The 20,993-nt window shown below is 62.6% G+C and carries 28 protein-coding genes, 1 tRNA gene and 1 pseudogene; 25 read left to right on the top strand and 5 right to left on the bottom strand.

The genetic code is table 11. The annotated features are described in order from the left end of the window. Positions 1 to 28 precede the first annotated feature (28 nt). Positions 29 to 102, top strand: a tRNA-Cys gene (locus ASE82_RS10400). Positions 103 to 106: 4 nt separating this feature from the next. On the opposite strand, the gene ASE82_RS10395 is transcribed toward ASE82_RS10400, so the two are convergent. Together ASE82_RS10395 and ASE82_RS19465 are read right to left on the bottom strand one after the other, a co-directional pair. Beyond that, positions 107 to 1,213: a tyrosine-type recombinase/integrase gene (locus ASE82_RS10395; protein ID WP_235524656.1), complete on the bottom strand. Its 1,107-nt coding sequence runs from the start codon at positions 1,211 to 1,213 to the stop codon at positions 107 to 109. A 118-nt stretch (positions 1,214 to 1,331) separates the two neighbouring features. Further along, positions 1,332 to 2,027 (bottom strand): hypothetical protein, encoded by a 696-nt coding sequence (locus ASE82_RS19465; RefSeq protein WP_156348864.1) that lies wholly within the window; start codon positions 2,025 to 2,027, stop codon positions 1,332 to 1,334. Between the two features lie 130 nt (positions 2,028 to 2,157). Between ASE82_RS19465 and ASE82_RS10380 the strand changes: the two genes are divergently transcribed. From ASE82_RS10380 to ASE82_RS19840, 10 genes are all read left to right on the top strand, one after another. Beyond that, positions 2,158 to 2,382 (top strand): hypothetical protein, encoded by a 225-nt coding sequence (locus tag ASE82_RS10380; RefSeq protein WP_056063355.1) that lies wholly within the window; start codon positions 2,158 to 2,160, stop codon positions 2,380 to 2,382. Positions 2,383 to 2,611: 229 nt separating this feature from the next. After that, positions 2,612 to 2,776: a hypothetical protein gene (locus ASE82_RS10375; protein ID WP_235524655.1), complete on the top strand. Its 165-nt coding sequence runs from the start codon at positions 2,612 to 2,614 to the stop codon at positions 2,774 to 2,776. Continuing rightward, positions 2,773 to 3,066 (top strand): hypothetical protein, encoded by a 294-nt coding sequence (locus tag ASE82_RS10370; RefSeq protein WP_056062537.1) that lies wholly within the window; start codon positions 2,773 to 2,775, stop codon positions 3,064 to 3,066. Before ASE82_RS10375 ends, ASE82_RS10370 begins: the two co-directional genes overlap by 4 nt. Next, on the top strand, positions 3,063 to 3,344 hold the full coding sequence (locus tag ASE82_RS10365) for a hypothetical protein (protein ID WP_056062535.1): 282 nt from the start codon (positions 3,063 to 3,065) through the stop codon (positions 3,342 to 3,344). The genes ASE82_RS10370 and ASE82_RS10365 overlap by 4 nt, the downstream gene beginning before the upstream one ends. Then, positions 3,341 to 3,571: a hypothetical protein gene (locus ASE82_RS10360; protein ID WP_056062532.1), complete on the top strand. Its 231-nt coding sequence runs from the start codon at positions 3,341 to 3,343 to the stop codon at positions 3,569 to 3,571. The genes ASE82_RS10365 and ASE82_RS10360 overlap by 4 nt, the downstream gene beginning before the upstream one ends. Next, positions 3,568 to 4,047, top strand: a complete 480-nt coding sequence (locus ASE82_RS10355) for a hypothetical protein (RefSeq protein WP_056062531.1) — start codon at positions 3,568 to 3,570, stop codon at positions 4,045 to 4,047. Before ASE82_RS10360 ends, ASE82_RS10355 begins: the two co-directional genes overlap by 4 nt. Positions 4,048 to 4,276: 229 nt before the next feature. Beyond that, a complete protein-coding gene (locus ASE82_RS10350; protein ID WP_082441431.1) occupies positions 4,277 to 5,251 on the top strand; it encodes a DUF7146 domain-containing protein in 975 nt (324 codons plus the stop codon). Beyond that, positions 5,248 to 6,783, top strand: a complete 1,536-nt coding sequence (locus ASE82_RS10345; protein ID WP_082441430.1) for a YfjI family protein — start codon at positions 5,248 to 5,250, stop codon at positions 6,781 to 6,783. Before ASE82_RS10350 ends, ASE82_RS10345 begins: the two co-directional genes overlap by 4 nt. Beyond that, positions 6,776 to 7,228 carry a hypothetical protein gene (locus ASE82_RS10340; RefSeq protein ID WP_156348863.1) on the top strand — a complete coding sequence of 151 codons (453 nt, stop codon included), beginning with the start codon at positions 6,776 to 6,778 and terminating at the stop codon, positions 7,226 to 7,228. Before ASE82_RS10345 ends, ASE82_RS10340 begins: the two co-directional genes overlap by 8 nt. Before the next feature lie 355 nt (positions 7,229 to 7,583). Continuing rightward, positions 7,584 to 7,931, top strand: coding sequence for an HGGxSTG domain-containing protein (locus ASE82_RS19840; protein WP_200910708.1), 348 nt, complete (start codon positions 7,584 to 7,586; stop codon positions 7,929 to 7,931). Between the two features lie 116 nt (positions 7,932 to 8,047). Here the strand turns inward: ASE82_RS19840 and ASE82_RS10335 are convergent, their stop codons facing one another. Then, entirely contained in the window at positions 8,048 to 8,623 is a 576-nt protein-coding gene (locus ASE82_RS10335; RefSeq protein ID WP_056062525.1) for a hypothetical protein, read from the bottom strand. A 120-nt stretch (positions 8,624 to 8,743) separates the two neighbouring features. Here ASE82_RS10335 and ASE82_RS10330 point away from each other — a divergent pair, with 120 nt between their 5' ends. From ASE82_RS10330 to ASE82_RS10305, 6 genes are all read left to right on the top strand, one after another. After that, positions 8,744 to 9,274 carry a hypothetical protein gene (locus tag ASE82_RS10330; RefSeq protein WP_056062522.1) on the top strand — a complete coding sequence of 177 codons (531 nt, stop codon included), beginning with the start codon at positions 8,744 to 8,746 and terminating at the stop codon, positions 9,272 to 9,274. 246 nt (positions 9,275 to 9,520) lie between these two features. After that, positions 9,521 to 9,829 (top strand): hypothetical protein, encoded by a 309-nt coding sequence (locus ASE82_RS10325; protein ID WP_056062520.1) that lies wholly within the window; start codon positions 9,521 to 9,523, stop codon positions 9,827 to 9,829. After that, entirely contained in the window at positions 9,826 to 10,533 is a 708-nt protein-coding gene (locus tag ASE82_RS10320; RefSeq protein ID WP_056062516.1) for a hypothetical protein, read from the top strand. The genes ASE82_RS10325 and ASE82_RS10320 overlap by 4 nt, the downstream gene beginning before the upstream one ends. Next, complete coding sequence (locus ASE82_RS10315; RefSeq protein WP_056062513.1) at positions 10,530 to 10,826, top strand: hypothetical protein; 297 nt, start codon at positions 10,530 to 10,532, stop codon at positions 10,824 to 10,826. Before ASE82_RS10320 ends, ASE82_RS10315 begins: the two co-directional genes overlap by 4 nt. Further along, on the top strand, positions 10,826 to 13,924 hold the full coding sequence (locus ASE82_RS10310) for a hypothetical protein (protein ID WP_056062510.1): 3,099 nt from the start codon (positions 10,826 to 10,828) through the stop codon (positions 13,922 to 13,924). Before ASE82_RS10315 ends, ASE82_RS10310 begins: the two co-directional genes overlap by 1 nt. A gap of 93 nt (positions 13,925 to 14,017) precedes the next feature. Continuing rightward, the gene (locus ASE82_RS10305; RefSeq protein ID WP_162236737.1) at positions 14,018 to 14,884 is read left to right on the top strand and encodes an energy transducer TonB; all 867 of its coding nucleotides are present in this window, start codon (positions 14,018 to 14,020) and stop codon (positions 14,882 to 14,884) included. A gap of 666 nt (positions 14,885 to 15,550) precedes the next feature. On the opposite strand, the gene ASE82_RS10300 is transcribed toward ASE82_RS10305, so the two are convergent. After that, a complete protein-coding gene (locus ASE82_RS10300; protein ID WP_056062505.1) occupies positions 15,551 to 15,796 on the bottom strand; it encodes a helix-turn-helix domain-containing protein in 246 nt (81 codons plus the stop codon). Between the two features lie 169 nt (positions 15,797 to 15,965). Here ASE82_RS10300 and ASE82_RS19460 point away from each other — a divergent pair, with 169 nt between their 5' ends. From ASE82_RS19460 to ASE82_RS10260, 8 genes and pseudogenes are all read left to right on the top strand, one after another. Beyond that, the gene (locus tag ASE82_RS19460; protein WP_156348862.1) at positions 15,966 to 16,343 is read left to right on the top strand and encodes a hypothetical protein; all 378 of its coding nucleotides are present in this window, start codon (positions 15,966 to 15,968) and stop codon (positions 16,341 to 16,343) included. 3 nt (positions 16,344 to 16,346) lie between these two features. Further along, positions 16,347 to 16,658 carry a hypothetical protein gene (locus ASE82_RS10290; RefSeq protein WP_056062499.1) on the top strand — a complete coding sequence of 104 codons (312 nt, stop codon included), beginning with the start codon at positions 16,347 to 16,349 and terminating at the stop codon, positions 16,656 to 16,658. A gap of 2 nt (positions 16,659 to 16,660) precedes the next feature. Then, on the top strand, positions 16,661 to 16,855 hold the full coding sequence (locus ASE82_RS10285; RefSeq protein ID WP_056062497.1) for a hypothetical protein: 195 nt from the start codon (positions 16,661 to 16,663) through the stop codon (positions 16,853 to 16,855). Position 16,856: 1 nt separating this feature from the next. Then, entirely contained in the window at positions 16,857 to 17,549 is a 693-nt protein-coding gene (locus ASE82_RS10280) for a hypothetical protein (RefSeq protein ID WP_056062494.1), read from the top strand. A 2-nt stretch (positions 17,550 to 17,551) separates the two neighbouring features. Beyond that, complete coding sequence (locus tag ASE82_RS10275; protein WP_056062491.1) at positions 17,552 to 17,995, top strand: hypothetical protein; 444 nt, start codon at positions 17,552 to 17,554, stop codon at positions 17,993 to 17,995. A 1-nt stretch (position 17,996) separates the two neighbouring features. After that, the gene (locus ASE82_RS10270; protein ID WP_056062484.1) at positions 17,997 to 18,218 is read left to right on the top strand and encodes a hypothetical protein; all 222 of its coding nucleotides are present in this window, start codon (positions 17,997 to 17,999) and stop codon (positions 18,216 to 18,218) included. 926 nt (positions 18,219 to 19,144) lie between these two features. Further along, a pseudogene (locus tag ASE82_RS20385) lies at positions 19,145 to 19,396 on the top strand (hypothetical protein); the annotation flags it as partial. 528 nt (positions 19,397 to 19,924) lie between these two features. Next, entirely contained in the window at positions 19,925 to 20,164 is a 240-nt protein-coding gene (locus ASE82_RS10260; protein ID WP_156348861.1) for a hypothetical protein, read from the top strand. A gap of 258 nt (positions 20,165 to 20,422) precedes the next feature. On the opposite strand, the gene ASE82_RS10255 is transcribed toward ASE82_RS10260, so the two are convergent. Then, complete coding sequence (locus ASE82_RS10255; RefSeq protein WP_056062475.1) at positions 20,423 to 20,980, bottom strand: Panacea domain-containing protein; 558 nt, start codon at positions 20,978 to 20,980, stop codon at positions 20,423 to 20,425. Between the last annotated feature and the right edge of the window lie 13 nt (positions 20,981 to 20,993).

Below are 20,993 nucleotides of genomic sequence, written 5' to 3'. Positions count from 1 at the left end.
AGCATTTGCGCCGCCTTCACGCAATCGGGGCCCGATGGCGGAGTGGTGACGTAGAGGACTGCAAATCCTCGCACCCGGGTTCGATTCCCGGTCGGGCCTCCAGTTGTTAAGCTGCTGATTTACGGCGCTTTAATGTGACGATCTTACCCCCCTTATCCGCCTGCCCCTCAAGGGGCGTGTGTAGTTTCTGTGTAACTGCGTTCGGAATAGGCCGGCTGAGTGCGTCGATTGCCGCATCGATATGCGTCCCGTGGACGTGCGTGTAGCGCAGGACCATCGCCAGCGTCTTATGCCCGCTGATACGCTGGATCGTCGGCAGGTCGACGCCAGCCTTCACCAGTCGCGTTATCGCCGTGTGGCGCATCGTATGCGGCGTCACCTTGTCCGGGTCGAGCTGCGCGCGAATCACCGAACGGAGGAACGGCCGCGCCATGTTCGTGCGATGGCCGCCCTTTGCCTGCTTGGCGTTTAGCGTCGGGAATACCCAGCCATCCGGATCGGCCTCCATCTTCCGTTGCCTCGTGAGAGCGTCCGCGAGCGCCGCCGTGATAGGTTGCTCGCGCTCGCCGGCCTTCGCCTCGGGAATGAAGATGCGACGATTCGTGAAGTCGATCTGGTCATATCGGACAGATAGGATCTCGCGGTGGCGCATCGCAGCGTTCAAGCCGAACGCCACGAACAGCCACACCCGGCCGTCCTGATCCCCGATCGCGCCCTGCATCAAAGCCTCACTCTGGTCGTCGGTCAAGATTGTGATCGTCTTGCGTGGTTCGGCGGCCTTTGGGATCACCGGCACGTCGTCCCGCTTGATCCACTTCCAATCCGCCGCCGATCGCAGGAAGTGCGAAAGGGTCGCCAGTTCGCGGTTCACAGTGGCCTCGCTGGCTCCATTGCCCGTCCGTTTCTTGCGGTACTTCATCAGGCCGAACTCGGACAGCTTGTCGAGACGCTCCCTCCCCAACTCAGGCTTGAGGTACATGCGGAACTGGCGCGTCTTGATCTTGACGTTTTTGCCGCCGCTCTCCTCCAGCCGCTTTATGTATTCGTCGGCGGCCTCGCTAAAGAGCTGGTGTGCCTTGCGGCCTGTCGGCAGGTCTAGCCGCCCCTCCCTCGCCTTGGTACGGAACGTCTCGATCGCGCGCTCTGCCTGCTCGCGCGTGACACCCTCGCTCTCCCGTCCGACGACGCGGTGAATGCGCTGGCTATCGACCATGATGTTGACGGTATAGCGGACGTCGCCGTTCGCCTGGCGCTCTGCCGTGATGCCGTGTTCCGCCAGCTTAGTGCCGATCGCTAGGGCGCGAATAGCCGGACGAGTTAGGCGAGTGAACTTAATCGCCATCTGATAACTCGCTCTCGAAGTTATCCCCGAAGAACGGTGCCCTATAGCCAACAGTGATCTCGTAAGCCCGTTGGACCTGCCGCTGTCGGCGCTGCTGAACCTCCCACTGTGCCAGCTCGCTGGGCGGTAATGCGGGTTTAGGGCCGCCGCTTCGCATGAGTTCGCGGATCTGCACGACCACGCTCGCAAGCTCAGCCTCATCAGCTTCGGTAAATTTCATACGCCGCCGCTCGCGCCGCCGCTCAGTTAACTCATTCCTGCGCGTTCTAAGCGGGATAACGTGCGCCTCCATCCATTCCCGATGCCGCTCGGCATGCTCCGCCATGATAGCGGCGTCGAAGGGTTCTGGTTTTACAACGGGATCTGGCTCCATATGGCGGAGAAGGTTCCCAAGGGCGCCGGCGACGATCTTCCAGCCATCTGGATCAAGCCACCAGTCGCGTTCAAGGGCCCTATTTGCGCCGTTCATGATGAGTTGCATTGTGCGTAACACGTCGCCCTGAACTAGCCCACCTGCTCGATCGTCCTCAGCCATGGAAGCTATCAGTCGGCGCTCGACTTCTTGAGCGATTGATAGACCGCTTGCCTTTGCAGCGGCTTCCACACGACCTCGTAGCTCTGGCGTCGCCTTCATGTTCAGCGCGAGCCGTTTCGGGGCCCGTCCCGCCGCAGGTTCGTCCGTCATCCAAAAAATCCCTTTCCCGAACGTGCCCGAACGTTCCTATGTTCTTCGCATATGGAGAACAAGCTTGCAAGAACGATCGGGATCGCTTTAGTACCTAATCATTCGCCGTATATGGAGAACCGATATGGTCATGGCTAGAGAATTAGAGCGCTACGAGGTCCGAACTCCGAAAATCGTCGTGCTTCCCGATGGCCGGGTCGACCGTAAAAGTGCGGCGACATACTTGGGGCGCGAGCCGAAGACGCTGGCCGATTGGCACAGCAAGGGGATCGGGCCGAAGTCGCGGATGGTCGGGGGTCGTCGTTTCTACGACATCGAAGATCTGACGGCGTTCGCGCAGGGCACGGTGGCTTGACCAAGGATGCTTACCAGCACGGGCAGCGTCGGCCCTGAGACGCGAAAGGGCCGGACCGCCACAGTCCGACCCCTCACAAATTTGCTCACCAGCAACGACCCTGGAAATGGCATCTCGACCTTCCGCCGTCAATGCCTCGTGCGGATGGGCCTCTCGCGTTCACGCGCCGATCTGATCGCAGGCATGGCCTCGGGCACGGTGCCGAATGGCTAAGCATCAAGAGGCCGCGATGGCCCTGCTTACGGCTGGCGTGCCGCTGAAGCCTCGCGAGGGTCAATTTCTTGGCGGCGTGGCTTTCGACGCGAACCCCCTTTCCGAAAAGCAACGCAGTTGGCTCGTGATCCTGCTCGACAGGCACGGCCTCCCCCCTCTTGCCGATGGAGGCACTGCATGACCCGTCACCGCACCGACACAAGCGCCGCCGCCTACGCAGGTATCGCGCCGATGGCCGACCACCTCCGCGCCGTAGTCCACAAGGTGCTGTACGCGCACCCGGACGGCCTCACGGTAGACGAGACGTGCAAGATCGCCGGCTATGCTCGCTACTCGCTCCAGCCCCGCTTCACCGAACTGCTTAAGAAAGGGATGATCCGCGACACCGGCCAGCGCCGTCGCAACGTCTCGGGCGCGAACGCGATCGTGTGGCGCGCTACCGTCCTAGACCGTCAGGATAGCGCAGCATGAACCGCGTCATTCCTTTCCCAATCGACCCAGGACGCGAGAGCGATCGACTCCAGGCTATACACTTCGATCATCTTGATTTGGACAATCTAGCGGCAACGCTGGGATCGCCGGAGGAGTGGCTAACCAAGGCAATCCTGCATCTCAAGTCGCAGGTTTCCGAGGGCAATGGCATTGCGTCGGGCGTTATGCCCATGTCGACGGCGGCCGTTTCTCTCGTTCTCTACAGGCTAGAGGAATTGGAACAGCGCGGAGTGCGTTGGCAAGGGAACGCGGCATGAGCGACCCCCGGGCCATAAACATGACAAGTGAGGCGATGCCGTTGGGCGATGGTCTTACCGTCACATTCAAGATGACGAACGGGCAGCTTGAAGCCGACTGGCAACCACGCATTCCCTACGGACGCAAGGGCCGGAAATACCTCCCCGCCTACAAGCGCGCACGGAATGAGTTCATTCGCCGCGTCGCCCATAGGACAGGTCTAAACATGCTCGTGGTGGACCTATGAGCGGCGTCGTTCTCTCCCTGGCCGATCGCCAGCCGCGACACGTGCAAACCCGCGCGATTGCGGCCGTAAACCTACAGCGTGAACGCGAGCGGGATCATGTGCGAAGCATCAGGGCGACGGGCAACCCGGTCGAGGTCGAGTACCGCGACAAGCCCGCCAGCCTCGACGCGTGGTATCGTGCGCAGCCGGTGAAGATGGGCCGTGTCAGCCCGCGCCTTTTCCTGACTGCCGACGAAAAGCGGCTGTATGGCCTGCCCGCATCGGCGCGACTGGTCGACCTCCGCGGGATGGGAGACGAGGTAGACCACTGGTGCGTCTGCGTCTTCCCGGTGCTGCACGGCTATATCGTCGGCGTGAAAGCGCCCGCGGGCGGCGGCGGCGTGGGCGTGTTCTGGAGAAAATCGCACATGGCTTCGGATTACGCGGTGCGGCTGTCGAAACTGCACGGCATGCCCCGCCGGGAGCGGTACGCATGAGAGGCGTTCAAACCATATCGCTCGCCGGCCGCGGTTGGCCCGTCCTGTCGACGTGCGTTGCTGTGGTCCGGCTACGCGATCGGCCCGGGTTCGCTGTCGGCGTGCAGGACCGCCTACGCAGCGGCGGCGTCGGTCGTATCTGGCCTAGCCTGGGCAAAGCCCGCGGTCGCGCCGCCTATCTCGCACACGTCCATTCAATCCCTGTTGTGGAAGCGCTTTGATGCCTCAGATGGACAACGCAGCGTTCACGGCCGCCGTGCAACAGATCCGCGACCGCTTCCCACTCTCCGGGGTGGCAAGCAAGGCGGGTGTGAAGCTCTTGCGCGCAGGCCGGGAGTGGAAGGGCTGCTGTCCGTTCCATCCGGATAAGTCGCCATCGTTCACGATCTACGCCGACGATCGCCGGTTCCAGTGTTTCGGGTGTGCTGCGCAAGGCGACGTGATCGACTTCGTCATGCGCGCGTACAACGTGAAGACCCGCGAGGCGATTGGCATGCTCGACGGCGGCGCGCTGCGCGAGTTAGAGCAACAGCGCGCACCAGCCGCACCCAAGGCCGATATGCGGCCCGTCGCGCAGCGGATCGTAAGGGATTCGGTGCCGATCGAGGGGACGCCAGCCGCGATCTACCTGCGGTCGCGCGGGATCACGATGGACCTGCCGCACACGCTGCGGTTCGCTCGTCTGCCGCCGCCGAAGATCGAAGGGAATGGGTTGCTAGCGGCGAACGGCCCGGGTCCGTTGCCCGCGCTGGTCGCGATCGTCACGGACGCGAACGGCGAGCTGGTCGCGCTCCAACGTACCTATCTCACGGAAGATGGGCGCAAGGCCGCGACGAAAGCGACCGAGACCGACCGCAAGCCCAAGGTGAAATACTCGCTCGGGAACGTGATCGGCGGCGCGATCCAGTTGGGGCCGCCGGCCGCTAGCATTCTGGTGTGTGAAGGGCTGGAGGACGGCCTGACACTTGCACAAGGTTTGGGCCGCTCCGTTTGGGTCGCGGCTGGTACAGCGATGTTGCCCGCCATGACGTTCCCCGACGTCGTGCGCGCGGTCGTAATCGGGGCGGACGGCAACGAACCCGGCGAGGTCGCGGCACAAAAGGCGGCGGCGGCCTACACGGCTTCCGGGCTGTCGGTTCGTATCATGCGCCCGACGCCGCCCTATTCCGACTTCAATGCCGAACTGACGGGGACGCGCTCATGAATGCCGGCCTCGCCGCACGGTTCGATGCCGCCGAAGACTTCCAGGACGCCAGCCACTACATGGGCCACGCCAGCCAGGCGGCGCCCGTATGGGGTAAGCCTGACATGTCTGTTATGAAGGCGAACCTCGCACCGGCTGTCCCCTTCCCTGTGGACGTGCTGGGGCAGCTCTGGCCACTGGTGAGTGAACTGGCGGAAGGGGCTGGTGCGCCCGTCGAATATGTCGCCACCAGCATGCTTGCGGCCGCGGCCTCCCTGATCGGCGGCAAGCGTTGGGTGCAGGCTTGGGACGGGTACGAGCAACCATGCATCCTTTGGGCTGCTGTGGTTGGCGACCCTTCGTCCAACAAGTCCCCCGCGATCGACGTCGCCACCCTCCCGTTGCGGGCGATGGAAGCCGACCTGGCCGAATATCATCGGTCCGTGATGATGAGCCACGCCGCCGTTGCCGAGCGCGCCAAAGCCGAGCGCAAGGCGTGGGAGGAAAAGGTGAAGATCGCGACGAAGGAAAACGTGGCGACCCCATCCATGCCCGACGCGGCCGAATCGCCCGACGCGCCCGAGCGCAAGCGCCTCGTGGTGCAGGACTCGACCCCTGAGGAGATGGCGTCGATCCTGTCGGGCAACCCGAACGGCACGCTGCACTTGCGCGACGAGCTGGCCGGGTGGCTCGACAGCTTCGAACGCTACTCAGCCGGCGGCCGCGCATTCTGGCTTGAGGCCTACGGTGGCCGGCCGTTCGTCGTGGACCGCAAAAGCCAGAATAAGCCGCTCATGGTCCCGTTCAACGGTGTCAGTGTCCTAGGCGGCATCCAGCCCGAGAAGTTGCGCGACTCCCTGCTGGGCGTGGCAGATGACGGCCTCGTGGCCCGCTTCATGTGGGTTTGGCCCGAGGCGATCACGTTCCGGCGGCCGCGACAGGTTGCCGATCGCGCGCGATTGGAGGCCATCTATCGGCGGCTGCAAGAGCTTTACCGGGCGTCGGACGAGACGGTGACGCTCCCCCTCGTTCCCGAGGCCGCTAAGTTTTTCGAGGATTGGATCGCGGAGAACGACGCGGACGTGCGGGAGGCGGCGGGCCTCTATGCCTCGTTCGCGGGTAAAGCGCGCGGCCTAGCTCTGCGGCTCGCGCTGGTGCTGGAGTATTTAGCGTGGGCGGACACGGCAGGAAAAGAGCCCGAGACGGTGTCCGTGGCCTCGCTGGTGAAGGCGCTTAAGCTCGTCGAGGACTTCCTGAAGCCCCACGCGCGCCGGGTATTCGGGGACGCTGCACTCGCACCTGTCGAGAAGGATGCCGCCGCCCTTGCCCGGTTCATCGTCAAACAGAAGCTCGAGCGCATCAACGCGCGAGATGTGCAGCGGAATAGCGCCCTGCCGACCCTCAAGAAACGAGACGACGTAGAGCAGGCCACGGAAGCGCTCATGGAAGCGAACTGGCTGCGCGAGGCGCCGTCACGACAGGGCGATACCCCGGGCAAGCAACGGAAGGACTTCCTCGTGAACCCTGCGGTGCATGGAGGCTTGAATGGGTAGCTGGCGGGACGCGGCGGCGGCGCTTCAGGTAGAGGTCGCACCAGTAGCCGCGCCATCCCTTGAGAACTTCGGCCTGCCCGATGATCTAGCCGCGGCACTTCGACGCCTGGAGCGGATGCCGCCGCCGCGGAAACTCGAACGGCCTCAGAATTGGGGCGGTGTCATCACGGACGCAATGACGCTCGGTCGCGATCGGTGGGCCGCAAAGGCGATCGCGTTAGGGTGGACGGCCGGCGACCTATTCGGCGTCGGGCCACGCGATGATTGGGACTTTCAGGGTCTCGCCGTGTGGCTTAACGGGCGCCGGATCGTGATGCTGGACGATAAGCAGGCGATCGTGGTCGGCAACCCCGGAGACTATCGAACCGCGTTCGTGCGCGGCGGCATGCGCCACGGAACGCACCCCGCGGTCCAACCCGTGATGCTTTGGGAGTTCGGCCGATGATCCGCGACCTATTGTCCCTATTGTCGCTATTGTCACAGGCGCGCCGTCTCAATCTCTGGCCTGCCCTCGCGTCACGTCGTCCCCAAAAAAAGACCTTATCTATCTATCTATATAGGGACGGAGGCAGGGACCGAGACATGGCGGCTCTGACAATAGGGACAATAGCGACAATAGCCCTCACGGCGGCAAGCCTATCAAGGCAGTCGGCGGCTGCACACCCGAGGTTTTCCGCGTCTTTCCCGCCGATCGATCCTGATGGGGCATTGATGAAACAACCGCGGGCTCGAGTTTTCCGTAGCTTATGCGCGCGCGCGCGCGCATTGGTGAGGTTCGGACATCTGAAGGCGCTGGCCTGGTGAAGTCCGACCCCGACAAGCGGCGGCGGCTCAAGGCGCATTACCGGCAGTGCGCGGATCTGCGCCAAGCGTATGACGCCGCATGCCGCCGCTGGCGACCTGAGACCGGCCTACGCTATCCTTCCCGCCCATCACTCCCGCCCTATCCGGATGATCTGCGTGGCCTCGCCTGTGGCGCCCGTACTCGACGCGGGACCGAATGCAAGCGGACCGACCTAGGGGTGAGTGGCCGGTGCAAATTCCACGGCGGCATGAGCACCGGGCAGAAGACCGAGGAGGGCAAGGCGGCCGCGCTCGCCAACTTGGCGAAACGCTGGCCTGTCCGAACCCCATGCGCGGCTGACTAATGTTGACATCGGCGGCCAGCTTAACGGGGCCGAGACCATAACATTCAATAACAGACGACGTCCGTTCGAACCCCATGCGAACTAGATAGAACCTGACATTGCGAACGCCATTCCTCTCACGCCCCGCGAGCGCCTTGTCGCAAACTTTCGGTCACCGCCTTTAGGGTTTCGCGCGCGTAGATGAGCGTCGACTGGTAAGTCCGTTCATCGAGCGGGTGGGCTGGTTCGTCGTCCCAGACCCACGTCAGAAAACTGTTAAGAGCGCTTTCTGCCCGGACCACTCGCACGCGTTGCCGAAAATTCAGCTTCTCTGCCCGCGCGATGGCCTCTCGCAGTATTGCGCGCGTCTCCGCCGCCCGGTCGATCACAGCAGTGAGGGCGTGCTGGAACGCGGCCGGAAGTGGATATTCGATCTTTTCCGGAACCAGATCCAAGCAGGTCTTGGTCAATTTAAGCGCATCGGCGCATTCATCGTGAAGAAGACGGCTCTCCCTTTCCAATGCTGCCCTGTCGCCTCGATCAGCGAGCCAGATGGCTCCCGCGACCGTAGCTGCTGCACCCGCTACAGCGCCCATGAATGCGAATACGTCATCGCTCTTGAAGCCGCTGTTCAGCAGGAGCGCAAAGCCAGCGCCGAAGCCGCCGGCGGCCAAACCCACCGTTAACGCTTGGATGGTTTCGTCTCTGGTCATGACCGCGATACTTACTCCCCACTGACGCAAAGCCAACCCGCCTAGTCGCTTCGGTAAGACCTAAGGGGCATGAGAGCTGACGGCGGTAACTGCGGTTTACCGCCACGAGAATAGTGCGGCATGGCCGTCTCTTTGCTCCCGACACCCGAATTAGCAGCGCAATATTCCGACTGGCTCGACACCTTCCGCGGCCACTCGGTAACCCGTGACACCGCGAATTGGGCAATGGCCGATCTGATTACAGAGGCACGTCGCAAGGGGATCGGCGCCACAACGAGCGAAATGTCGGACGTGTTAGACCTTGCCCGAGTGAAGCTCAGCACCAGCGTTCGAATCGCGACGGCTTTCCCGCCAGGCAAGCGCGACGAGCGGCTATCGTTCGAGGTTCACTCGCAGCTCTCTTGTCTCCCCGACGAAACCCGGTTCGAGACGCTGGCAACCGCCGCCGCGGAAGGCTGGGGCGAGCGCAGGGCTAAGGCCGCCGCGGTAGCCTATCGACAGGAGCGCGCCGGCTTCGTTGACGAGGACAGGGAGGCGACGCTGGCCGTCCACGTCATGCGGGCCTGGAACCGAGCCACCCCGGAAGCCCGCGAGTATTTCAACGACCTGCGCGAGATCGCCGGTCTAGGCATCATTGACGAGGACGCCTGACACCATGCGCAAATCTCAGTCGACCAAGATAGCCGAACCGATCCCGGTGGAGTTCGAGCAGGTGTTTATCCATCACGGTTGGGACCGCGCCAACCGCATATTCGGAAAGCGGGCGACCACGCGGTACTATACCGCCTTAGGGCCTGACCGTTTGCGTGCGGAACGTGGTGCGTATCTGGCTGCGCGCCGGCATCGAGCGCAGCCCTCGGGCAATGACGCCTCCGCACACATTCGAATGCTGAGCGCGTGAGCAAAACCCTGAGCAGCATTCTGACTATCGGATCGATCGCGGTCTTGGCGGTTGCAACCGCCGGAGTGGGCGCATCGGTGGCCTTGGGCTACAGCATCGGAACGGGCGTTAGCTACACTGCTGCTACCCTTGGCATATCGTCCTCCCTCTTGGTCAGTGCGTCACTCGTTGGGTTGCAGTCACTTGCTGGCGCGCTCTCCAGCTCGCCCAAGGCGGAAACTTCGTCGACGGCGATAAAGACGGAGATGCCGCCGCGGGTAGCGGCGTACGGCTGCGCCAAAGAAACCGGCAGCTACGTCGTATGACCCTGATCGCTGCAACCACCCAAGGGGCGGCAGGCTTCCTCATCACCGACGCGGCAAGCTGTCATGCGGATGGTACCGTCGCGCGTATTGCCTCCAAGGTCGTCACCTTCCCCGGCGTTGTTGGCGCGGTCGCCTTTGAAGGCTTGGCACATCCCGACGATATTGCGGACATTGCGCAGGCGATGGGTATCACGACGGCCCGCGATCTGGTCCGCAACCTCGGCGCTCTCGCTATCGAAATGAAGTCGTGGACGATGCAATGGTATCCCGCCGAACAGCATCCCGACGTCCTGCTGTGCGCCGTCGTGTATGATTCTGAGGTGGGTCCTTCCACATGGATAGGGCATTCCGGCGGCCGCATCGCCCGATCGGGCATGATCGCCGGCGTACCGAAAATGGCTCGCGCCTATTGGAATTACGGCGACCCTGCTGACGCGCTGAACCGACCGGTCAACATGACAGACCATGCCCTGTTCAACGTTGAATCCGATGGTTTGTCCTTGGCCGAGGCAGCGCGTTGCGGCGTCTGGGACCCGAAGAGCCCAGGACATCGCGTTGGAGGTTTCATCGAACTGACCACTGTCGATCGGTCCGGGGTTCACACCCGTCGACTTCGAGAATGGAACGACACGATCGGACAGCCGATCCGTCCTGACGCGGGCCATCGACACGGCCGCCCACCAGCATTGGAACACAGCGCATGATCCCGAGCGAGAACCACGCTTTTGATGTCTGGACGGCAATGTCCGATACGGCGGACGCTTACGACGCGGCCAACGTCGACCTACTTGAGGGGGCATCGTTCGAGATACTTCTCGCATTGGTCCAAGCCGGGGCAGCGTTGTCGCATGAACGGCACGTCGGCCTGCTCGGGGTCGGCGCCCTACTTTTGCGCCTGTCGTGCAATGCCGGTGCTGATCGCGCTGCATCGACCGCGCGCATGATGAAACGGCTGGGCCTCCCGATCGATGACCAATTCTCACCGGAGACAAACTGATGTCTGAGGTAGTCGACTCGATCATTGCCGAACTCGATGTTCGGTACGCAAAATACGTGAAAGGCTTCAACGAGGCGATCGCCGTGAACGATCGGTTCGGGAAAAGCGTCGAACGGCTGAAGCGCTTAGGTATGGAGGCGCCGCCCCAATATGCAGCAGGTATCGCGCGCGAGGCCGGTAAGGGCGCCGCGGCGCACGAAGCAGCGGCGACGCGTATGAGCCGTACGACGAAGAAACGAACAGCGGACGAGGTAGCGGCAGCGGAGGCAGTCAAGCGAGCCGCGAAGGAAACCGGCGATGCCGAGCGAACGGCAGCCAAGGCAGCGGCCGATGCGGTGAAGGCAGCAGAGCGTGAGAAGCAAGCAGCGATCAAGGCGACGGCTCGCGAGCAGGAGAAAGTAGCTAAGGCGGCTTTAGCTGCTGCCGAAGCTCAACGCGTTGCAGCGGCGGCGGTGATTGCAGCGCAGGAGCGGGAGACGGCTCAGCGGGTTCGTTTGGCCGAGGTGGTAGACCGCGCAGCGAACCGTCGAACCAACCAGATCGCACCTGCAGCCAACAGCACGTTAGGCGCGACGGTACCTCGGGAGACTTCAGGACAGCGGGGCATCCCGACGTCGGTCTTAAACGGCGGAGTTGCGGCCGAAGTTGAAGCCGAGAAGGAGATCAACCACCTGCTCGCGGATCAAGCCACGCTCTCGTCGCGCCTCGGCATTCTGAAGGGCAAGGAGAAGCAGCAGGTCGCCGACCAAGTCGCGGAACTGCGGTTGATCAATTCGCTTGAACGGGCGGGACTGGAGCAGTCCGAGATCGGCGTCCGTCTTGACGAGCGCCGTACGCTGATAGCTCGGCAGCGCAGTATTGAGGATCGCAAGCAGGGCGCACGAGGTGTTACGCAGTTCGCACGCGGCGCTGGTGTAAGCAGCCTTGGCGCGGGCAGCATCGCCTCGATCGCAGGCGTGACACTGGCCAGCGGCGTCGCCATCACGGCAGCCGTCGTGCAGAGCGCGGCCGACTACGCCAAGGAACTGAAGAACGTATCCGAGCAGATCGGCCTCACTACCCAGCAGACCCAGGTCTACGAGGCAGAGGCCCGTCGCTTGGGCGTGAGCCAGAACGAACTGCGGAACGGGCTTGGGCAATTTGCGGATTATCTCGGTCGCGCCAAGTCGGGGGGCGAGGACCAGATTAAGACGTTCAAGGCGCTCGGTCTCTCGGTGAAGGACTTCGCTAACGCAGGTGACGCATTGCCGGCGATCATCGCGCGCATCTCGTCGATCCCGGACGCCGCCCAGCGCGCCGCGGTTGAGACCCGGCTATTCGGCGAGGAGGGTCGGAAGCTCGACGCGCTGCTGTCTGGCGGCAACGAGCGAATCAACGAGCTGGCCGAGGGAATGTTGAAGGCCGGGACCATTCTGTCGGCCGCTGACATTGCGCGCCTGGCATCGGTGTCGAAGGAGCTCGAGCGCGTAAAGTCGCAGCTACAAGTTAGCGTAGCTGGAGTCGTCGCTGATAACGCTGATGCTATCATCGGACTGGCCAATTCGTTCGGCAAGCTGGTGAACGACATCCGAGAGGCGGTGGCATGGATACAGACATTCAACAGCCAGAAGCTGCAGGATCTGTCGGGCGGAAAGCCACTCGCACCAGACCTGATCGTAGATAGTCAGAATGCGTACGAGCGGCTTTTCAAGCAAGGCTCCGGCTTTTTCGGTAGCCAGCTCGTGAGCCAGCAGCGCAAGCCTGACATGGTCACCGGCGAGACCCGCGCGTTCCTGGAGCGGATCAAGGGTGCGTCGGTCCCCGCAGGTGCGGTCGATACGAAACTGAGGAACAGCCTGAATGCGCCGAAGCCCCCCAGGGGGCCGAAGGGCAAGAGTGCTGAGACTATCGCGAACGAGGCCGACCAGCGCACGCGGCAGTTCAATGAGCAGATCGGGCGCTATCAGGACGAGCGTCTTGCCGCTGTTGCTGAGCAGACGAGCGACGAGAATGTCCGTCGGCAACTTCAGCGTGAGCAGATCGACCGGGACAGCGCGCGCGCAGCCGAAGACATCCGACTTCATGCGCAGCAAGACATTCGGAAGGGTGGCGATGCCCGGCTGATCAATGCCCGTCGCGATCAGGCGATTGCGGCCGAGCGTGCCGCGTCCGACGAGAAGATCCAAGTCATCAATCTAGCGGACACGCTGTCGACGATCCAGCGACGAGCCGCAGCAGAGACAGACGTTCTGACGTTCGCCGATGACATTCTGCGAGCGCAGCGCGACTTGGCGACAACCACGGAACAGCGCCGCGACATCGACAAGCAGTTGCTCGACAACGCGATGAAGCGCGAGGCGATCGGTGCGAATGTCGTCCTGCGGCGGTCGGAGGAAGGCGACCCCAGCATCACGCGGCAGGACATCGAGTCGGCGAACCGGACGATCAACACCCAGACGGCGCGCACCGCCATCCAGACGAAGCAGATCGATCGCGCGAATGAAAGCCCGCTGGATGCGTACCGTCGCGAGCTTCACGAAGCCACTGACGATACGAACGCAGCATTTCAGAGCATTGAGGTTAACGCGCTCCAGCGGCTTGAGGACCAGATCAGCAGTTCGATCGGCAAGGTTCTCGGGCTCAAGGGCGCGTTCGGCGATCTGTTCGGCAGCGTGCTGGCGGACATCGCGCGCCTTGAGTTGAAGAAGGGGATTCTGTCGCTCTTCAACCAAGGCGGCGAGGGTGGTTCTGGCGGCGGGATCGGCGGATTAGTTGCCGGCGTCGGCAAGCTCTTTGGAGGGCGTGCGTCGGGCGGCAACGTCGTGGGTGGCGGCAACTATCTCGTCGGCGAGAATGGTCCCGAGATCCTGAGCATGCCCTCGTCGGGGCGCGTCTATCCGAATGGCGCCCTTCCTGGCATCGCAGGCCGCGGCGGTGGCGGAACGACGCTGCATCAAACCGTGCACATCGACGCGAGCGGCGTTAATCCCGAGGGGTACACCGCAGGCATTCTAGGCATCGTCCGGCGCGAGACGAACTCAGCGCTGAGACAGGCCAGTAAGCAAACGCTTGATGCCGTGCCCGGGCGGATACAGCGCTTTTCCAATCTGGGCAGCTAGGACCCCGCTTCGGTTTCGCTATCGGCTCGGGGCGATCTTGGCCTGGGAGCGGGTCCAAGCTACTCCCGAACCTGAGGCACGGGGGACGCGATGATGACGTTGAAGAGCTTACGCATTAGTTTTGCCGCTGGGGCGTTGGCAGTCTGCGGCGCATCATTGCCAGCCCTTGCCCGAGACTGGCCAACGACCGCCGGTTGGGAGGTGTTCGAGGGTGATGATTACTGCGGCATGGCCCTCGAATACGACGGCAAGGGCGATACGGTGCTGAGTGTCGCAAAGCGATTAGACGGCGACGCGCTTGTGATCGTTACGAACTATGCCTGGTCCGCAAAAAAGGGCGAGGCCTACGACCTAAAATTCTATGTCGGGGACCAGGTGTTCAGCGGTGGCAAATCGATGGGTACGGGTGAGAGTTACGAGCGAAAGGGCTTCGTCACATTGTTCGGCGCAGACTTCTTCCCAGCCTTTGCCTCAGGCACCAGCTTCAAGGTGTATAAGGGCGATACGCTCGTCGACAGTCTCTCGCTTGTTGGATCCGCCAGCGCGAGCGCGATGGTCGGGAAGTGTGTTGCGTACGTGCGGGGCATCCGTGCTGCCGAAGAACGAGAACGCAAGAAGTTCGCTCACATCCCCGATGATCCATTCGCAAGCGACAAGCCCTCCGCAAGCGCACCGATCGCGCGCGGTGCTTCCGACGCATGGGTATCGGCTGACGACTACCCGCCCTCATCCCTTCGGGCGCGTGAGGAAGGAACCACGCAGATAAAGTTCGGTGTGAATGCTCAGGGCAGGGTCGAGAATTGCGTTGTCACAACGTCGAGCGGTTCATCGGCTCTCGATCGGGCGACATGCAGCAGCGTGACCAGGCGGGGTCGCTACAACCCGTCGATCGGCGCGGACGGTAATCCGGCTGCTACCGAACGAACCATGTCCTACACGTGGCGGCTCCCACCGGACTGACAGCCCAGCTCAGGACTTCCCTACCGCCCGAAAGTCCTTGCACAGCGCAAGCCGACCGCCCCTTCCTTATTGCGGCGGCGAGGCGTTCCAACCGGGTGCGGGCAGTCGATAGGACGAGGGCGGGATATGCGGCGTGGTGGCAGTGTTTAACATCAGCACCTGCGGGCTTGCACTGTGCAAGCCTCACCCCTTCCTCATGCCCGATCGCTAACCGTGCAAGCCGAGGGTGGGGACCTAGGGCGGGATATGCTCGGTGGTGGCAGGTTACTAACCGGCGGAGTTGGTGAGGCTTGCACAGTGCAAGGATGCGGTGACCTCAACAACCGTTGTGAGGGCCAAATGGGACGAGGGCAGGATATGTTTGTTGGTAGCAGGTTTTAACATCGGGTCGGCCGTGGGCTTGCACAGTGCAAGCGTCGGCCTCTTTTTCAGCCCGATCAACAGGTGAGCGTTTCCGCCGTTAGGGCCTAGGGCAGGATATGTTCGATGGTGGCAAGTTACTAACTTCCGGCCGCGTCGGGCTTGCACAGTGCAAGGGCCATACCCCCGTTATTGATCGGGTGAGAGCGGGCGATGGGGGCGGGGGCAGGATATGGCGGGTGGTAGCAGTGTATTACAGCGACCCGATGATGCCTTGCACTGTGCAAGGATCGGGCTTGGTCTGAATTAACGGTCGGATGCGAGCCTGACCCCTGGGCCGCCGCCGTCCGAGGTCTCGCCAAGCCCGAGGAACTGCACGCCAGCCGCCTCTAGCGCGCGCTGGATAGCCGCGAGGTTGTTTGCGACCGGGACATAGAGCCCGGATTCGTAGTTGCGCACGGTGGACAGCCCAACCTTAGCGGCGGCGGCTAATTCTGCTTGGGTAAGACCGACGAGACCGCGTCCGGCGCGGCAGGTTGCTGGCGTTATCATGCATCGAGCCGTCGCACCCTTTTTCACCAAGGGCAATCTTTTTCGTTGACCAACGAACAAGTGTCGTGGATAACGATTTTAGTTAACCGAGACAGGGTTAGCGGCCGATACGGGGAAGGTCGAAGCTCCCCATACCGGCCTCACCAAGACGATCGCGAAAGGATCGAACATGGCTACTGCCGCCCATAGCATCGGTGCGTCCGCTGCTACCACCCCACATCTGGCGCTCGTCGCGCTCACTGCCCCGGCTGTAACTTGCTGGACCGCCGACCCCCGCGCGGGAAAGCTGCTGGCCTCGTGTGCCGCACTTCCCCCCGTCATGCTCGAACACCGCAGCCGGTTCGGCAACGCGGTCGATCGCTGGACGGCCTTCGCAGGCTACCGTGTCGAAGCCCTTGAGGCGATCCGCATGGAGGTAGGCGACCGTCTGTTGCAGGCATACCACCAGCAGGGGCCGGACGCTTACGAGCCGTTCCGCGACTGGTGCGAGCAGCCGAACGCCAGCGATGCCGTCGCCGCTGTCCTCGCTTCCAGCACGGAGCATTGAGCGATGGCGACCAAGCTCAGCACCCCCGCCGCGGTTTCGCCCGCCACTCCGTTTCAGATTGCCGAGGCGCATTATCGCAAGATGCAGACCGCGATCAACGCCTGCACCAGCGCAACGCCACCGGCAGAATTTGCCACGATCGAAGCGGAATTTATGGCTTCCGCCGCCACCATCGATGCCGTCTCCGCCAGCACGCTCGAGGAGTTTGCGCGTTCGTTCATCATTGCAGTGGACGACGGCGAAAGCCTGCCGAGCGAGGCGACCCTAGACCGCCTTTTTGCCGATGCGTGCCGCCTCACGAACAAGGACGCCTGAGCATGAACAACAGCCAAATACTCGAGATCCGTGACGGCGCTTCGACCGCGGCACAACTCGCCTCGCTTTGCATGTTCCTCTCCGAAGCACTGGGAGCGAACCCCGACACATCGCACGCAAGCGAAGCGCTTGATGGTCTCCGGACGCTGGCGATCGGCCTCTCGAACGACCTCCACAACATCACGGAGGGCGAATAACATGGCCATCAAGACCATTCAGACCGTCGCAACGTCGCCTGCCATCGCGGCCATGTTCGCCGCCTGCGATGCCGCTAACGCGAAGGCAGACCGCCACCAGCGTGAAGTCTTGGAGACGGAGGCATTCAAGACCGCCAGCGCCGACGAGCGCAAGGCGCACGTCACCGCCAACAATACCCTGAATGACGCATGGGTGACGACGATGTATGCCGTCTGCCAGCACCCAGTCGGCACCGCTCAGGACTTGCACGCCAAGCTCGCCTTCATGGTCGAGTTTGAAATGGGCGACGGGATGGACTGGTTGCCGACCGTCCTTGAGGACGTGCAGCGGATCGCGGGCACCAGCAATGCGGAGTGGGACGAAGCGCTTGCCGCAGTCCAGGCCGCCGCTGGCCCGATGCGCGAGACGAGCAACGCGTTCCACGCGATCGACGCGACTTGGTGCGCCGATCGCACTCAAGACCCTGACACCAGTACCGCGTGGGACGTTGCGTGGGAGGCCTATACCGTGGCGAGCAATCGATACCACGCCGAGCTGCGCAACCTCATTGTCATGGTCCCCGCCCCCAACGCCGCCGCCGCCGCGATCAAGGCGCAAATCTTCCTCGACGCTCAGTTGAACGACGAGAAACTCGGCGAGTACGTTGCGGCCGATCTGCGCCGCTTCACCGATCATGCAAATCTGGAGCGTTGAGCATGACCACCCACACCACCCGTCGCGCCCTCATTGGTGGCGCTGGCCTCGTCGCTGTTGCTGGCGGCATTGCGATTACGTCGCAGGCCAAAGGCGCAACGCTCCCGGCAGTCGATCGCGCGGCTTGGGATCTGGCTTTCAAAGAGATGACAGAGGCGAACCGCGCATATGACGTAGCCGAGGTTTGGTATGATCGGGCCGACACCGCAGGCACCGCTACCGATGCGATGTACGCGGAATACGAGCGCTGCGGTGAGGCTCAGTATGAAACGACCTGGACGTTGTTCGCCATCCCCGCGCCGGATCGCACGGCCCTGCTCTGGAAGACCGAATATCTGTTCGGCGACGATATGGGGGCGAACGGTTCCAGCCCCTCGTGGGCCGCGCACGTCATGGACTGGTATATGGCCGACCAGCGCCGCCTGCTTGGTCAGGAGGAGCGCTGACATGGCTCGAGCAATCACGCGTGGCGGTATCGTCACAACTGTCCGCGCCGCCGTCGCCGCGATCGAGCCCTGGTATGACTGGGGCAAGATCAGCGTTGAACGCATGGAGTCGCTACGCCCCAACAAGACCGTAACAGACGGCGAGGTGCGGTTTTTCGAGCTGCAATGGCTTGGAGTCCATATTGCCTTCCAGATCGGCCGGACGCCGAAGGGGATCCGCTAACATGGCTACTCAATCAACACATGCGGCGGCGATGGACCTCCACGCGCCATTCACCAAAGGAATAGAGGCGGACGCTACGATCATCGAAATACGCCTAGCTCTCGCCGAGTACCGACACCGGCATGGCCGGGACGCATGGCGCATCCATCTCTTGCCGAGCGGGAGAGCATGACGATGGCAAGCCAGCCCCCCGCCTTCGAGGCTCTCCCGTTAGACGTGCTGCTAGCCTCCGTCCCGAGCCTTCCCCGCGCCCTACTCGCCCGCCTTACCGCTCGTATGATCGAGCGCCTGGACGAGATCGACGGCGATCCCGGACTTGGAGGACGATGACCCGGGTGGCGCAGTCGGGCCGGGCCGGGCCGGGCGCGCGCGTTGCACCGGGGGGCTCCCCCGCTGCAACGTATTCTTTAGCTGAACATCACGTATGCAGGAGCCTGCGCTCGTGCCGCAATCCCACCCATGTCAAAAGCACTCAGTCTTTCGCTATCAGTTACGTGAAGCACTGCGCTTCCTACGAGGCGAGCCGCGATCCCGCCAAGATCGAAGGCATTAAATTGCGCTGCCGAGACCGTAAGTCCTGCCCCGCGAGCGACGATGCCTCCAGCGTCAAAAGCGTTCAGATTCCGAGCCATTAGATCCCCCGTGTTGTAGGAAGGCTACCCATATGCTGACCAACGCCGCGGTGAAAGCCGCGTGTCCGCGCACGTCCGCCGGGGCGCCTGACAGTGATGCGGGGCGTCCCGTCCCGAGTCTGCACCGCTGCCCTTGTACGAAGGTCGAATGGGGCGCGAACTGCCGGCTCTCAGTTCGGAGGGCTTCAGGTGAGTCGCGACTTTCGAGGGAACCACGATGAGTAGTGCCCATCGCATCTTCCAAGCGCCCGACCGGAACGGGGTAAGTCAAAAGTGACCGGCGCCCGCCCGATTATGCACGAGGCTCGTCTTGCGATGCTCGCCAGCGCCATGACAGATGGTGCGATTGCGAAAAGCAGCGGAGTAAGCAGGTGCTCGGTCGCCCAGTGGCGCACACGGCATGGTCTCTCGCCCAGCGTTGGCCGGAATAAGCCCCTAGACCCGGGGGAGGATACGAAGCGTCGTGAGCTGTACGAACAGGGCTTAGGCGACCAGTCAATCGCTGCGGCACTCGGAATGACACCGCGGGCAGTTTGGAAATGGCGGCGCCGGTCAGGGTTGGCTTCAAACTCGGATCGCGCGGTGCGGATTAAAAATCCGCGGGTTGCCGTCGCCACGCCCGAGACCCGTACTACGTGCGACCGGCTGCTCCGGCGGAACGTTACTACGAAGGTCGTCTGCGCAATCTTCAAGCTCGCAGTCTCCACAGTACAGCGCTGGCGCAGCGAAGTGCTGCGGGCAGAGCCGGGCCTTAGACGACGAAGTACAGCGCAGAGAATGCGCCCTCGTGCCACGAACGGCCGACTGTATTCGCGGCTGCCGCCGGAACGCCTGAGAGAGGCTTTCGAGCTATACGCTCTGGGACACAGCGACGTAATGATAGCGGCGACGATGAACCTTCGTTCGCAACAGGTAGGCGATTGGCGAGCTGCCTATTCGTTAAGACCCAACGCTCGGAAACGCCGGGTGCGAGGACGCCCACGCGCGGCGGCCGTCCCATTCCAGGCGATCCGCACCGACCGCGATCTGCTTTATGCCCGGATCCGTCGGGCACTCCGCGGAGATTGGGCAACCGTGGACGACGCGGCCAGTGACCTCTACCTAGCGGTGATCGAAGGACGCCTCGAGATTGAGCAGATCGAGGCAGTAGCCAACCAGTACCGCAACCGCGTGATCGCTGATTATGCCTCCGCGTTCGGCCCAATATCGCTCAACAAGGCCATACCTGGAACCGAGGACCTGATGATGATCGACACGCTCCGCGACGAGCGATCCTTGGACTGGCTAGAGGAGATGGGTGCCACGGTTTGGTAAACTCGCAACGAATGCTTGGGAAGACTCGCAGCCGCTGAGGCAGGAAACTAAAGCAGGTCTAGGGCTTCCAGCTGGACTACGCGTTGACCGGTGTCGATCGTGTAAAACAATCGCAAGCGCGCTCGCATTGGCATTCGAGGGCTCTCATAAACCCGAAAATCAAAGTATGGGTGGTCACGGTCGAGCGCGGCGCCAATACTGTAAGGCTCAGACTGCAATATCTTCCAAATGGACTGCAATTCTCTTACCGCGTAGGGATTACCGGCGATTTTCACCGAATAGACGTACTCGGAACGCGTGCTCGTCCGCATCGTCCAGATATTCGCTGGGGCACGCTTCAATTTCGTCCGCCATCAGGTTTGCCCACTCGAAGGCGTCCTGCGAAGGCATTGAATATGTTGCCCACTCGGCCCTCATAGTTTCGAGCGGGATTGATGCACTCTTCCCGCTCGCCGTAAAACGAGCATCCCAAGCGCCGCCCTTCCGATGGGTGAAATTCACCAAATCGCCAGCCGTCATATGAGAAGTCATGGTGTACGCATCGCTGATCGCGAAAGCCTCCGAGGTCCCCCACGCGAACGTAGTCGACGCTGCGATTGCCTTGACGATGTCCCGTCCACAGGGGCGTAAGGCGCGGTAAAGGAAGGGAACTACGGGGCCGAAGTCCCAAGCCTCGAACGCGTCGTCGAAGATAGGACGCTGTGCACGCTCCAGATGTATCATCTGCGCGATATAGAGGACCTTCTGATACTCTAGTGGCGTTAGCGACCAACCGCTCTCCTCGCCCAAGGTCCGCGCAGCGATGATCACCGACATGAGCGCACTCCCA

Origin of the sequence: Sphingomonas sp. Leaf230 (genome assembly GCF_001421745.1) — a bacterium.
Taxonomy (GTDB): Bacteria; Pseudomonadota; Alphaproteobacteria; order Sphingomonadales; family Sphingomonadaceae; genus Sphingomonas.
This window is presented reverse-complemented; position numbering and strand designations above follow the sequence as displayed.

Coding starts and splice junctions, on each gene's coding strand:
- ASE82_RS10395 (WP_235524656.1), bottom strand. CDS start 1,213: ATGGTCGATAGCCAGCGCATTCACCGCGTCGTCGGACGGGAGAGCGAG.
- ASE82_RS19465 (WP_156348864.1), bottom strand. CDS start 2,027: ATGACGGACGAACCTGCGGCGGGACGGGCCCCGAAACGGCTCGCGCTG.
- ASE82_RS10380 (WP_056063355.1), top strand. CDS start 2,158: ATGGCTAGAGAATTAGAGCGCTACGAGGTCCGAACTCCGAAAATCGTC.
- ASE82_RS10375 (WP_235524655.1), top strand. CDS start 2,612: ATGGCCCTGCTTACGGCTGGCGTGCCGCTGAAGCCTCGCGAGGGTCAA.
- ASE82_RS10370 (WP_056062537.1), top strand. CDS start 2,773: ATGACCCGTCACCGCACCGACACAAGCGCCGCCGCCTACGCAGGTATC.
- ASE82_RS10365 (WP_056062535.1), top strand. CDS start 3,063: ATGAACCGCGTCATTCCTTTCCCAATCGACCCAGGACGCGAGAGCGAT.
- ASE82_RS10360 (WP_056062532.1), top strand. CDS start 3,341: ATGAGCGACCCCCGGGCCATAAACATGACAAGTGAGGCGATGCCGTTG.
- ASE82_RS10355 (WP_056062531.1), top strand. CDS start 3,568: ATGAGCGGCGTCGTTCTCTCCCTGGCCGATCGCCAGCCGCGACACGTG.
- ASE82_RS10350 (WP_082441431.1), top strand. CDS start 4,277: ATGGACAACGCAGCGTTCACGGCCGCCGTGCAACAGATCCGCGACCGC.
- ASE82_RS10345 (WP_082441430.1), top strand. CDS start 5,248: ATGAATGCCGGCCTCGCCGCACGGTTCGATGCCGCCGAAGACTTCCAG.
- ASE82_RS10340 (WP_156348863.1), top strand. CDS start 6,776: ATGGGTAGCTGGCGGGACGCGGCGGCGGCGCTTCAGGTAGAGGTCGCA.
- ASE82_RS10335 (WP_056062525.1), bottom strand. CDS start 8,623: ATGACCAGAGACGAAACCATCCAAGCGTTAACGGTGGGTTTGGCCGCC.
- ASE82_RS10330 (WP_056062522.1), top strand. CDS start 8,744: ATGGCCGTCTCTTTGCTCCCGACACCCGAATTAGCAGCGCAATATTCC.
- ASE82_RS10320 (WP_056062516.1), top strand. CDS start 9,826: ATGACCCTGATCGCTGCAACCACCCAAGGGGCGGCAGGCTTCCTCATC.
- ASE82_RS10315 (WP_056062513.1), top strand. CDS start 10,530: ATGATCCCGAGCGAGAACCACGCTTTTGATGTCTGGACGGCAATGTCC.
- ASE82_RS10310 (WP_056062510.1), top strand. CDS start 10,826: ATGTCTGAGGTAGTCGACTCGATCATTGCCGAACTCGATGTTCGGTAC.
- ASE82_RS10305 (WP_162236737.1), top strand. CDS start 14,018: ATGACGTTGAAGAGCTTACGCATTAGTTTTGCCGCTGGGGCGTTGGCA.
- ASE82_RS10300 (WP_056062505.1), bottom strand. CDS start 15,796: ATGATAACGCCAGCAACCTGCCGCGCCGGACGCGGTCTCGTCGGTCTT.
- ASE82_RS19460 (WP_156348862.1), top strand. CDS start 15,966: ATGGCTACTGCCGCCCATAGCATCGGTGCGTCCGCTGCTACCACCCCA.
- ASE82_RS10290 (WP_056062499.1), top strand. CDS start 16,347: ATGGCGACCAAGCTCAGCACCCCCGCCGCGGTTTCGCCCGCCACTCCG.
- ASE82_RS10285 (WP_056062497.1), top strand. CDS start 16,661: ATGAACAACAGCCAAATACTCGAGATCCGTGACGGCGCTTCGACCGCG.
- ASE82_RS10280 (WP_056062494.1), top strand. CDS start 16,857: ATGGCCATCAAGACCATTCAGACCGTCGCAACGTCGCCTGCCATCGCG.
- ASE82_RS10275 (WP_056062491.1), top strand. CDS start 17,552: ATGACCACCCACACCACCCGTCGCGCCCTCATTGGTGGCGCTGGCCTC.
- ASE82_RS10270 (WP_056062484.1), top strand. CDS start 17,997: ATGGCTCGAGCAATCACGCGTGGCGGTATCGTCACAACTGTCCGCGCC.
- ASE82_RS10255 (WP_056062475.1), bottom strand. CDS start 20,980: ATGTCGGTGATCATCGCTGCGCGGACCTTGGGCGAGGAGAGCGGTTGG.